This window comes from Achromobacter sp. Marseille-Q4954 (assembly GCF_943737025.1).
In the GTDB taxonomy this organism is placed as follows: domain Bacteria; phylum Pseudomonadota; class Gammaproteobacteria; order Burkholderiales; family Burkholderiaceae_B; genus Achromobacter; species Achromobacter bronchisepticus_A.
Genome location: NZ_CALSFQ010000002.1, coordinates 1,595,424 through 1,607,672 on the forward strand (window position 1 = coordinate 1,595,424; position 12,249 = coordinate 1,607,672).

Annotated in this window: 10 protein-coding genes; 6 read left to right on the forward strand and 4 right to left on the reverse strand. The window is 63.9% G+C overall.

What is annotated here, in order from left to right:
- Positions 1 to 26 precede the first annotated feature (26 nt).
- The 4 genes from asd to leuC all read right to left on the reverse strand — a co-directional run bounded on the left by asd (position 27) and on the right by leuC (position 4,598).
- Entirely contained in the window at positions 27 to 1,157 is a 1,131-nt protein-coding gene (gene asd, locus NGK62_RS25455) for an aspartate-semialdehyde dehydrogenase (RefSeq protein WP_059371193.1), read from the reverse strand.
- A gap of 249 nt (positions 1,158 to 1,406) precedes the next feature.
- Entirely contained in the window at positions 1,407 to 2,483 is a 1,077-nt protein-coding gene (leuB, locus tag NGK62_RS25460; RefSeq protein WP_118934947.1) for a 3-isopropylmalate dehydrogenase, read from the reverse strand.
- A 35-nt stretch (positions 2,484 to 2,518) separates the two neighbouring features.
- Positions 2,519 to 3,169, reverse strand: a complete 651-nt coding sequence (gene leuD / locus NGK62_RS25465; RefSeq protein WP_054458281.1) for a 3-isopropylmalate dehydratase small subunit — start codon at positions 3,167 to 3,169, stop codon at positions 2,519 to 2,521.
- 25 nt (positions 3,170 to 3,194) lie between these two features.
- Positions 3,195 to 4,598, reverse strand: a complete 1,404-nt coding sequence (gene leuC / locus NGK62_RS25470; RefSeq protein WP_059371195.1) for a 3-isopropylmalate dehydratase large subunit — start codon at positions 4,596 to 4,598, stop codon at positions 3,195 to 3,197.
- A 525-nt stretch (positions 4,599 to 5,123) separates the two neighbouring features.
- Here leuC and NGK62_RS25475 point away from each other — a divergent pair.
- The 6 genes from NGK62_RS25475 to NGK62_RS25500 form a co-directional block, all read left to right on the forward strand.
- Positions 5,124 to 6,617, forward strand: a complete 1,494-nt coding sequence (locus tag NGK62_RS25475) for a TolC family outer membrane protein (RefSeq protein ID WP_059371196.1) — start codon at positions 5,124 to 5,126, stop codon at positions 6,615 to 6,617.
- A 24-nt stretch (positions 6,618 to 6,641) separates the two neighbouring features.
- Positions 6,642 to 6,854, forward strand: a complete 213-nt coding sequence (locus tag NGK62_RS25480) for a hypothetical protein (RefSeq protein ID WP_042792889.1) — start codon at positions 6,642 to 6,644, stop codon at positions 6,852 to 6,854.
- Positions 6,838 to 9,003 (forward strand): type I secretion system permease/ATPase, encoded by a 2,166-nt coding sequence (locus NGK62_RS25485; RefSeq protein WP_059371197.1) that lies wholly within the window; start codon positions 6,838 to 6,840, stop codon positions 9,001 to 9,003. The genes NGK62_RS25480 and NGK62_RS25485 overlap by 17 nt, the downstream gene beginning before the upstream one ends.
- 7 nt (positions 9,004 to 9,010) lie before the next feature.
- On the forward strand, positions 9,011 to 10,432 hold the full coding sequence (locus NGK62_RS25490) for an HlyD family type I secretion periplasmic adaptor subunit (protein WP_059371198.1): 1,422 nt from the start codon (positions 9,011 to 9,013) through the stop codon (positions 10,430 to 10,432).
- Positions 10,433 to 10,451: 19 nt separating this feature from the next.
- Positions 10,452 to 11,108, forward strand: a complete 657-nt coding sequence (locus tag NGK62_RS25495; protein WP_059371199.1) for a helix-turn-helix transcriptional regulator — start codon at positions 10,452 to 10,454, stop codon at positions 11,106 to 11,108.
- A gap of 84 nt (positions 11,109 to 11,192) precedes the next feature.
- The coding region (locus NGK62_RS25500; RefSeq protein ID WP_251880900.1) for a retention module-containing protein at positions 11,193 to 12,249 on the forward strand (1,057 nt) is incomplete at its 3' end.

Below are 12,249 nucleotides of genomic sequence, written 5' to 3' on the forward strand. Positions count from 1 at the left end.
GGCGCCGAACGCCGCCTGCAACGGCGTCAGGCTTCGGCCAGCGCGATGCGCAGCATGCGGCGCAGCGGCTCGGCGGCGCCCCACAGCAGCTGGTCGCCCACGGTGAAAGCACCCAGGTACTGCGAGCCCATCGACAGCTTGCGCAGACGGCCCACGGGAATGTCCAGCGTGCCGGTAACAGCGACCGGCGTCAGCGCGGAAACCGTGGCTTCCTTGGTGTTGGGCACGACCTTGGCCCACTGCGTGCCTTCGGCGATCAGCGCTTCGATCTCGTCCAGCGGCACATCGCGCTTGAGCTTGATGGTCAGCGCCTGACTGTGGCAGCGCATCGCGCCGATGCGCACGCACAGGCCGTCGATCGGCGTGGCGGGCGTGCCGAAGGCGGCGCCGCGGCCCAGGATCTTGTTGGTCTCGACCTCGCCCTTCCACTCTTCCTTGGACATGCCGTTGCCCAGGTCCTTGTCGATCCAGGGAATCAGGTTGCCACCCAGCGGCACGCCGAAGTGCTCGTGGGGCAGCGCCGGATCCTTTTGCTTGGCCAGCACGCCGCGGTCGATTTCCAGGATGGCCGACGCGGGATCGTCCAGCAACGACTTGACCGACCCGTTGATCTCGCCGAACTGGGTCAGCAGCTCGCGCATGTGCTGCGCGCCACCGCCGGAAGCAGCCTGGTAGGTCATGGAGGTCATCCATTCGACCAGGTCGTTGTTGAACAGGCCGGCCAGGCCCATCAGCATGCAGCTGACGGTGCAGTTGCCGCCGATGAAGTTGCGCACGCCGCGCTTGAGCGCCGCGTCGATGACCGGGCGGTTGACCGGATCCAGCACGATGATGGCGTCATCGGCCATGCGCAGGGTGCTGGCGGCATCGATCCAGATGCCGTTCCAGCCTGCGCCGCGCAGCTTGGGATAGACCTCGGAGGTGTAGTCGCCGCCTTGCGCCGTCACGATGATCGGCAGTTTTTTCAGAGCGTCAATGTTGTAGGCGTCTTGCAGCGGGCCTGCGCCAGTGGCCCAAGTGGGCGCGGCGCCGCCAGCGTTGCTGGTGGAGAAAAACACCGGTTCGATCAGTGCGAAGTCGTTCTCGTCGCGCATGCGTTGCATGAGCACCGAGCCGACCATACCGCGCCAGCCGACAAGGCCTACTGCTTGATTCATTTCAATCGCTCTTTAAAGGTGTGGAGACTAGGGTCCAGGGGAAAAAGCCGTGCAATTCAACAATTTATCAGAATGCACGGCCAGATGTTGCGGCGCAGCTAGAAATAATAGGGGCCGCAATGGATACAGAGCGCTTTCGAGGCGATGCCACAACAGCAAAACAAGGGGCGACCCAGCCGGGCTGCCCCTTGTTTTACGGCGCTTCAACCGCCAGGCGCACGGGCGCCCGGCGGCTCGATCCCGAGAAGATCAGGCCAGCGCTTTCAGCACTGCGTCGCCCATCTGCGCCGTGCCGACCTTGGTCGTGCCCGGCTCGAAGATGTCGGCGGTGCGCAGGCCGTCGGCCAGCACACGGCGCACGGCGGCCTCGATGCGGTCAGCCTGCGGCGCCAGATTCAGCGAATAGCGCAGCAGCATGGCCGCGGACAGGATGGTCGCCAGCGGATTGGCGATGCCTTGGCCGGCGATATCGGGCGCGGAACCGTGGCTGGGCTCGTACAAGCCTTGGCCGCCGGCGTTCAGCGAAGCCGAAGGCAGCATGCCGATCGAGCCCGTCAGCATGGCCGCTTCGTCGGACAGGATGTCCCCGAACAGATTGCCGGTCACGATGACGTCGAACTGGCGCGGGTTACGCACCAGCTGCATGGCGGCGTTGTCGACATACATGTGCGACAGTTCCACGTCGGGATACTCGCGCGCCACTTCGATGACGATGTCGCGCCAGAACTGCGAGGTCTCCAGCACGTTGGCCTTGTCCACGCTGCACAGCTTCTTGTTGCGCTTGCGCGCCGATTCGAAGCCGATGCGTGCGATGCGGCGCACTTCGGATTCCGCGTAGCGCATGGTGTCGTAGCCTTCGCGTTCGCCGGTGAAGGCGCCGTCGGGCGAGGAACGCACGCCGCGCGGCGTGCCGAAATAGATGTCGCCAGTCAGTTCGCGGATGATCAGGATGTCCAGGCCGGACACGATCTCGGGCTTCAACGACGAAGCGCTGGCCAGTTCCGGATACAGGATGGCCGGACGCAGGTTGGCGAACAGGCCCAGCGCCTTGCGCAGGCCCAGAATGGCCTGCTCGGGGCGGAACTCGCGCGGCAGGCTGTCGTACTTCCAGTCGCCCACGGCGCCGAACAGCACGGCGTCCGATTCCTTGGCCAGGTTCAGCGTGGCCGGCGGCAGCGGATGCTCGAACGCATCGAAGGCGGCGCCGCCCACGGGCGCTTGCTTGATATCGAAGGACACGTCCAGCGCCTTCAGGACGCGCACGGCCTGTTCGACGATTTCCGGGCCGATGCCGTCACCCGGCAAGACTGCGATGTTGTGAGTCATACGAAAACGATCCTGTAATCAGAAGAATGGTGGCGTCAGGCGATGGGACGGCTTTCCAGCCACGGATGACGGGCCAGGCGCTCGGCCTCGAAAGCGCGGATCTTGTCCGACTGGCGCAGGGTCAGCCCGATATCGTCAAAGCCGTTGAGCAGACAGTACTTGCGGAAGGGTTCGATGTCGAAACCCATCTCGCGCCCATCCGCCGCCACCACGACCTGGCGGTCGAGGTCGACGCGCAGCTTGTAGCCGGGGAAAGCCTTCACTTCGTCGAACAGGCGCGCGACTTCCAGTTCCGACAGGACGATGGGCAAGAGACCGTTCTTGAAGCTGTTGTTGAAGAAAATGTCGGCATAGGACGGCGCGATGATGGCGCGGAAACCGAACTGCGTCAGCGCCCAGGGCGCATGTTCGCGGCTGGAGCCGCAGCCGAAGTTCTTGCGCGCCAGCAGCACCGACGCGCCCTGGTAACGCGGCTGGTTCAGCACGAAATCCGGATTCAGCGGACGCTTGCTGTTGTCCATGCCGGGTTCGCCATGGTCCAGATAGCGCAGTTCATCGAACAGGTTCGGACCAAAGCCGGTGCGCTGGATGGATTTGAGGAACTGCTTGGGAATGATGAGGTCCGTGTCCACGTTTTCGCGGTCGAGCGGAGCCACCAGGCCTTCGTGAGTGGTAAATGCTTGCATGATGTCGATACTCGGTGCGTGACGCTTAACGGAAAGTGCGGACGTCGACGAAATGGCCGGCGACGGCGGCTGCGGCGGCCATGGCCGGGCTGACCAGATGGGTGCGCCCGCCCTGCCCTTGCCGGCCCTCGAAATTGCGGTTCGAGGTAGAGGCGCAACGCTCGCCCGGTTCCAGGCGGTCGGCGTTCATGGCCAGACACATGGAGCAGCCCGGCTCGCGCCACTCAAAGCCCGCCTCGATGAAGATCTTGTCCAGCCCTTCGCGCTCGGCCTGCTGCTTGACCAGGCCCGAGCCCGGCACCACCATGGCCTGGCGCACATTGGAGGCCACATGCTTGCCGCGTGCGACCGCCGCCGCCGCGCGCAGGTCTTCAATGCGCGAATTGGTGCAAGAACCGATGAACACGCGATCCACGCGGATATCGGTAAGCGGCGTGTTCGGCTTCAAGCCCATGTACTGCAAGGCGCGCTCCATGCCGCTGCGGCGCACGTCGTCTTTTTCGCGATCGGGGTCCGGCACGCGGGAATCCACCGGCAGCACCATTTCCGGGGACGTGCCCCAGGTGACCTGCGGCTTGATGTCGCGGGCGTTGACTTGCACCACGGCGTCGAACTTGGCGCCCTCATCGGTATGCAGGGTGCGCCAGTAGCCCACCGCCTGATCCCAGAGCACGCCCGTGGGCGCGAAGGGACGGCCGCGGAAGTACTCGACGGTCTTGTCGTCCACCGCCACCATGCCGGAACGAGCGCCGGCTTCGATGGCCATGTTGCAGACGGTCATGCGGCCTTCCACGGACAGGGCGCGGATCGTGCTGCCGGCGAACTCGATGGCGTAGCCCGTGCCGCCGGCCGTGCCGATGATGCCGATGATGTGCAGGACCACGTCCTTGGCCGTACAGCCGAAGGGCAATTCGCCGTCGACCTTGATCAGCATGCTCTTGGCTTTCTTCATGAGCAGCGTCTGGGTCGCCAGCACGTGCTCCACTTCGGAAGTGCCGATGCCGAAGGCCAGCGCACCCAGGGCGCCGTGAGTGCTGGTGTGCGAGTCGCCGCAGACCACGGTCATGCCGGGCAGGGTCGCGCCCTGCTCCGGGCCGATCACGTGCACGATGCCCTGGCGCAGGTCATTCATGCGGAATTCGGTGATGCCGTACTTTTCGCAGTTGGCGTCCAGCGTGTCCACCTGCAGGCGCGAAATCGGATCGTCGATGCCCTGGGCGCGGTTCAGCGTCGGCACGTTGTGGTCCGCGACTGCCAGGTTGGCGCCCGTGCGCCACGGCTTGCGGCCGGCCATCGCCAGGCCCTCGAACGCCTGCGGGCTGGTGACTTCGTGCACCAGGTGGCGGTCGATATAGAGCAGACAGGTGCCGTCTGATTCCTGATGGACGACGTGGGCGTCCCAGAGTTTGTCGTAAAGAGTTTGGGCCATGGATGCGCTCTGCAAATAGACAATCCGGCTCGTGCCGCGCGCGGTTCAAACAACGATCCCGGGCGCCAGCCACTGCGGCATGAGCGAATTATGCACAGGGTCTCAACCTAGTACAACTGCACCTTACATACCAGTACTAGCACTACCATGCTAAGACATGACGAGGTCACTTCGTCTTATTTCCATACCTCAATCGAACCGCAACCAAACAGTTACAGATACAAATTCGGGTATTTAAAACAGATACAAAATTATCAAACCGATATAATCGTTGTGCGCCGTGTTCACCCAAACCGCGAAATAAAGCGCAATAAACCGCATTTATCCTGCATTAAACCGGATCACAAATCTGGAATATCGCGAAATTAGTGCAAATTCAAGCTAATTAAGAGATGATGCGCGAAGAAACCCAAACTGCCGACCGGAAAACTTCGTCAAGAATTAACAAATATTGACTCGTCAAATCTGACATTTCCACACAATATGGCGGCCATTAATTCCTAACTCGACTCGCGAATAATCACTATGGCTTCGTTTTTGCTCAAAAGCACGACTTCGGTCCTTGCCCTGGCATTCGTTCCTGCGGCATTTGCACAGTCAGCAGCCCCCGCCTCCGGGGCAGCTGGGGTCACTCTGAACCAGGTCGTCGAGCAGACCCTGCTCAGCAACCCGGAAATCCAGGCCAAGTACCATGATTTCCAGGCTTCGCTGGAAGGCCAGGCCGTCGCTCGCGGCGCGTTCTTCCCGCAGATCAATGCGCAAGGCTACGTGGGCCGCGAATACCGCAACAACGTGCCCGGAGTCGGGTCGCAGAGCTGGAACCGCCCCGGCTATAGCGTGGAATTGCGTCAACTGATTTTCGACGGTTTCCGTACGAGCAACGACGTCAAGCAAGCCGGCTTCGACAAGCTGGCGCGCTTCTATGACCTGTTGGCGACCAGCGACAACACCGCCTTCGGCGCAGTGCAGGCCTATATCGACCTGCAGCGCTATCGCGACATGGAACTGCTGGCGCGCCAGAACTACACCCTGCACGAAGAAACGCTCAAGCAGATCAATGAGCGCGCCGAATCGGGCGTGGGCCGCCGCGTCGACCTGGAACAGGCCGGCGGGCGCCTGGCGCTGGCCCAGACCAACCTGATGACCGAAACCGCCAACCTGCTGGACGTGCAACAGCGTTTCCAGCGCGTCACCGGTGCCCTGCCCCCTGAAGCGATGCAGCCCACGCCCGATATCAGCGGCAAGCTGCCGGTCAAACCCGCCGATTTCAACGAATCGCTGCGCCGCAACCCCAGCTTCCTGTCCAAGCAGGCCGGGCTGCAGGCCGCCCAGGCAGGCGTCGCCTCGTCCAAGGGCGCTTTCTCGCCCAAGTTCGAGTTCGTGGCCGCCACCGGCCGCGACCAGAACGACCCGACGCCGCAAAACCGCGACATCCAGAACTCCAGCGTCCAGGTTGTCATGAGCTACAACCTGTATCGCGGCGGCTCCGACTCCGCCCGCGTGCGCCAGACCTCCGCGCAGTCCTATGCCGCGCGCGACATCCGCGACTACACCTGCCGCAATGTGCAGCAGGACCTGGCCGTGGCCTGGAACAACGTCGCCAGCCTGAGCCAGAAGCTGCCCTTCCTGCGTGACCACGAAGTGGCCACCACCAAGGTGCGCGAAGCCTACCGCCAGCAATTCCAGATCGGCCAGCGTTCGCTGCTGGACTTGCTGGACACCGAAAACGAATTGTTCGAATCGCGCCGCGCCCTGACCAACGCGCTGTATGACCTGCAGATCGCGCAATACCGCTGGCTGGCGCTGTCGCACGCGCTGCTGCCGGCGCTGTCGCTGCAGCCCGCGCGCAACGAAATGCCCGAAGAAAACGGCAAGCTGGAAGTCTCCGACGAAGTCATCAAGCTCTGCAACTCGACGATCCCCGACTCGGCCCGCCTGGCACCCGTGCGCGTGCAATACAACGAGGGCAACCTGCCGCCCACGTTCATCCCGGTAAACTCGCCCAAGGCCAAACCCTAGGCGATGCAAGCGCAAGGAGACCATATGCAGAAACAGGGCAACGACTTCTCACAACTGGATGCGGACTTCGTCCGCGTCCTGGAAGACCTGATCGACGCGCTGATAGCCAATGGCACCTTGCGTATGACCGACCTGCCTATCCAGGCTCAACAAAAGCTGACCCAGCGCAAGCAACAGCGCGCGCGCCTCTCCGAACACCTCGACCTGCTGGATGACGAAGATGGACAAGTTATCTGAAATGGCGGCCCGGGAGTGGCGCGCTGACGCGCGCGCGGCGCACGACGACCCACTGCTGGACTGCCTGGTTGAAATCACCCGGCTGCATGGCGTGACGGCGACGGCTCAGGCGCTGTCGGCCGGCCTGCCGCTGGAAGAACACAAGCTGACGCCGGCATTGCTGCCGCGCGCCGCCGCGCGTGCCCAGCTCTCGGCCCGCGTGGTCAAGCGCACGCTGGAAAGCATTTCGCAAGACCTGCTGCCCGCGATCCTGCTGCTCAACGGCGAACGCGCCTGCCTGCTGCTGAAGAAAGACGGCGAAAACTACGTCGTCAGCCACCCCGAACTGGGCGGCAGCTCCATGGAAATGAGCGCCGCGGAACTATCTGCGCAATACACCGGACTGGTGTGCTTCGTGCGCCCGCAGTTCCGTTTCGACGCGCGTGCGCCCGAAGTCGCCAAGGTGCGCGAGCGCCATTGGTTCTGGGCCGCCATCATGGAAAACCGGCGCCTGTACCGCGACGCGCTGATCGCCGCCCTGCTGATCAACGTCTTCGCGATGGCGATGCCGCTGTTCACCATGAACGTGTATGACCGCGTCGTGCCGAACAACGCTGTCGAAACGCTCTGGGTGCTGGCCATCGGCATCACCCTGGTCGTGATCTTCAACATGATCCTGAGCACTGCGCGCTCCCACGTGGTCGACAGCGCCAGCAAACGGGTCGACGTGCGCCTGTCGGCGCAGATCATGGAACGCGTTCTGGACCTGCGCATGGAAGGCCGGCCGGTGTCGGTGGGCTCCTTCGCCGCCAACCTGCGTTCATTCGAATCCATCCGCGACTTCATCGCATCGGCCACCATCACCACCCTGGTCGACCTGCCCTTCATTCTGCTGTTCCTGCTGGCGCTGGCCTGGATCTCGCCCTGGATGGTGCTGCCGCCGCTGGTCGCGATCGTGTTGATCCTGCTGGTGTCGCTGGCCGCGCAAGCCCGCATGGAATCCCTCACCATGGCTTCCTACCAGGCCTCGTCGCAGCGCAATGCGACCCTGGTCGAGGCCCTGACCGGCCTGGAGTCCGTCAAGACGCTCAACGCGCAGGGCTCCATCCAGCGCAACTGGGAGCGCGCCACCGAGTACATCGCCCTGACCGGCGGCAAACTGAAGCTGATTTCGTCGTCCACGGTCGGCTTCGTGCAGGCCATCCAGCAACTGGTGTCGATTTCCGTCGTCATCATCGGCGTCTACCAGGCCCAGGAATCCGCCATATCGATGGGCGGCATCATCGCCGCCTCCATGATCGCCGGGCGCTGCCTGGCCCCGCTCGGCCAGGTCGCCGGACTGCTGATGCAGTACCAGAACGCGCGCACCTCGCTGGGTTCGATCGACAACTATATGAAGCTGCCGATCGAACGTCCGGCAGAAGCCGAATTCCTGCATCGCCCGGTCTTCCACGGCGGCATTGAGTTCCGCGACGTGACCTTCAGCTATCCCGGCAGCAAGCAGCCGGTGCTGAAGAAAGTGTCCTTCAAGCTCAAGCCGGGCGAAAAGGTCGGCATCATCGGCCGCATCGGCTCCGGCAAGACCACGCTGGAGAAGCTGGCCCTGGCGCTGTACCAACCTACCGAGGGCGCAGTCCTGCTGGACGGCGTGGACGTGCGGCAGATCGATCCGGCCGACGTGCGCCGCGCCATCGGCCACGTGCCGCAGGACCCGCTGCTGTTCTATGGCAGCCTGAAGCACAACCTGGCGATGGGCGCGCCCTACGCCGACGACGCCAGCATCCTGGCGGCCGCCAACATGGCGGGCGTCACCGACTTCGCCAACCTGCACCCCGATGGCTTCGACATGATCATCGGCGAACGCGGCGAATCCCTCTCCGGCGGCCAGCGCCAGTCGGTGGCGGTGGCCCGCGCCCTGATCAACGATCCGCCCATCCTGCTGCTGGACGAGCCCAGCAGCAACATGGATCACCAGAGTGAAGCGCAGCTGCGCAAGCGGCTGGGTGAAGCCAGCGCCACCAAGACGATCCTGCTGGTCACGCACCGCACCGCCCTGCTGGACCTGGTCGACCGCCTGATCGTGATCGACAACGGCCATATCGTGGCCGACGGTCCCAAGGAGCAAGTGGTCGAGGCACTGCGTCAAGGACGCGTCGGACGCGGAAGCTGAGGAAACCATGCTGAACAATCCTGGCGAAACCCGGCACGGCCTGTTTGGAAGCTTGTGGCGCAAGCTGCGCGGCGTGTTCGTGTTCTTCTTCGACCGCCTGCTGGACGGAACCGAAAAAGGCAAGCCCCAGCAACGCTCCGACTACGTAGGCAACGCGGAATGGGTCATCCATGAATCGCAGGCGCGCGGTTCGCGCATCCTGCTATGGGTCAGCCTGCTGGCCACCGGCGGGCTGCTGTTCTGGGCCGGCACCGGCAGCATCGACGAAGTCGTGCGCGGCGAAGGCAAGGTCGTACCCTCGCGCCAGGTCCAGATCATCCAGAGTCTGGACGGTGGTATCGTCGAGGAAATCCTGGTGCGTCCGGGCCAGGAAGTCGAGGCCGGCGAAATCCTGTTGAAGATCGACTCCACCCGGTTCGCCTCGTCGCTGGGCGAGAACAACGCCGAATACCTGTCCCTGCTCGCCAAGGCGGCCCGCCTGCAGGCCTTGGCCACCGGCGACCCCTTCGTGGCTCCCCCGGAAGTGTTGGCGCAGGCGCCCGGACTGGTGGAAATGGAGCGCAATGCGTGGCAGGCGCGCACCACGGAATTGAACGCCACCGTCAACGTTGCCCGCGAACAGCTCAAGCAGCGCCAGGAAGACCTGCGCGAAACGATCGCCAAACGCGACCAGGCCTCGGCCAGCTGCGGCCTGACCTCGCGCGAGTTGCAGGTGACCCGTCCCCTGCTCAAGAGCGGCGCCGTGTCCGAAGTCGACCTGTTGCGCCTGCAACGCGACGTGGCCCGCTACTGCGGCGAACAGAAAGGCGCCGAAGCCCAGATCGACCGCTTCCAGGCCTCCATCAAGGAAGCCGAAAGCAAGCTCCAGGAAGCCGAACTGAACATCCGCAACCAGGCCCGCAACGAACTCTCGGAAACCAACACCAAGCTGGCTACCCTGCGCCAAGGCAAGCTGGCGCTGGCCGACCGCGTGAAGCTGGCCGAGGTCCGCGCCCCGGTGCGCGGCACGGTCAAGACGCTGTTCAACAACACGGTCGGCGGCGTGGTCCAGCCTGGCAAGGACATCATCGAAATCGTGCCCAAGGACGACACGCTGCTGCTCGAGGTCCGCATCCAGCCGCGCGACATCGGCTTCCTGCATGCCGACCAGAAGGCGGAAGTGAAATTCACGGCCTACGACTTCGCCATCTACGGCGGCCTCGAAGGCAAGGTGGAACAAATCGGCGCGGACACCGTGACCGACGAGAAAGGCAATTCCTACTATGTGGTGCGGGTCCGCACGGACCGCAGCACGGTAGGCGACAAACTGTTGCCCATCATCCCCGGGATGGTGGCGGAGGTTCATATCCTGACTGGCAAGCGCACGGTGCTGCAGTACCTGCTCAAGCCCATACTGCGCGCCAAGGCGAATGCCTTTACCGAACGTTAAAGGAGGGCTGCAAGGCTTTATGAAACCCGTTCCTGTCCTGTTGATTACGCACGACGACCTGTTGTGGCAGCATTGGCGCGGCCTGAACCCGGCCCGCTGGCTGGCGGCCCGCGGGCGCGGCCTGGCCGACCTGCAACGCTGGCGCGAACAGGGCCGCACTCTGGCGGTATTGGATGCGGACCTGCCCCGGCTGCCTTCCTGGCAGGATCCCATCTGGGCCGCGACGCTCGCGGACCTGCACGTGGTGGTCGCCAGCCCCAGTCCGAACGACGAGCAAGGCACCCGGGTACTGGGCGCCGGCGCGCATGGCTATTGCCACGGCTATGCCTCGGCCGCCTCGCTGTCGCAGGCACTGGAAGTCGTCGCCTCTGGCGGCATCTGGATGGGCCGTTCGCTGGTGTCGCGCCTGCTCAAGCTGGTTGCCGAACGTGCTCAGGACGAGAGCTCCTGGGACGGCGGGGTGTTGACGGAGCGTGAAATCACCGTCGCCCGCTATGCCTCCAGCGGCCAGGCCAATGCGCAGATCGCCGAAGCCCTGGGCATCACCGAGCGCACGGTCAAGGCCCACCTGTCAGCCGTTTTCGAAAAGCTGGGCGTAACCGACCGCCTGCAGCTCGCCCTGCTCGTCCACGGCATTTCTGCCCCCGCCGACGCCAAAATCAAAATTACTTCCTGATACTGTCCTTGAGGACAATATCCCGCGCCGGCGGCGCAATCTAGTATCTGGCCATCTTGGATAACTCCCTGAAACGGAACCAACATGGCCAACACTTCTCCCGCAGTCGTCAACGAAATCTCCGGTCGCGCGTGGATACGCAATAGCGACGGTTCCCTGACTGAACTGCATCAAGGCAGCAAGGTCCCCGCCGGCAGCGACGTCGTCACTGCCTCGGGCGCCACCGTTTCGCTTCAGGTCGAGAACGGCATGCCGATCGTCATCGGCGAAGGCCGCGAAGTTGCCGTGACCGGCGACATGACCGGTCCCCTGGCCGACCCGTCCGAAGCGGCCGTGGCTCCGCCCTCCGGCACCGACTCCGACCGCTTGCTGGCCGCCCTGCGCGACGGCCGCGACCCGTTCGATGAACTGGATCCCACCGCTGCCGTCGTGGCCGGCGGCGGCGATGCCGGCGGCAGCAGCTTCGTGCGCCTGGCCCGCATTCTTGAAACCACGACCCCGCTGGACCTGGCCTATCCGAACCCGTCGCGCGGCAACGATATTCTTCCGCGCATGTCCGGCAGCGGCGTGGGCGGCAACGACGACGATGGCGGCACGACGCCTGTCGTTCCGGTCCGCCCCTCCGTCGTTGTCACCATCAACGACGACGGTACCGTCACCTTCAAGTTCACCGAGCGCCCTGTCGGGTTCGATCTCAACGATGTCCTCGTTGAGAACGGCAAGGTTACCAACCTGCGTCCCGACCCGACCGACCCCACCAAGTGGACCGGTGATCTTGAAGTACCCAACAATTTCGAAGGCACCGTGACCGTCAGGGTGCCGGACGGCAGCTATACTAACGAGGTAGGTACTCCCGGATTGCCGGGCGAAACGTCGACGGTCGTCGACACGCTGCCGCCGGAAGCCTCCATCACCATTGACACCATTGCCGGCGACGGCATCGTCAACACCGAAGAAGCGGGCAAGAACATTCCCGTGACCGGCAAGGTCGGCGGCGACGTCAAGGTGGGCGATACCGTCACCCTGACCGTCAATGGCAAGGAGTTCACCGGCCAGGTCACGACCCAGCCGGATGGCTCGCTGGGCTACAGCATCAACGTTCCGGGCTCGGATCTGGCTGCCGACAGCAACGTCCACGCCA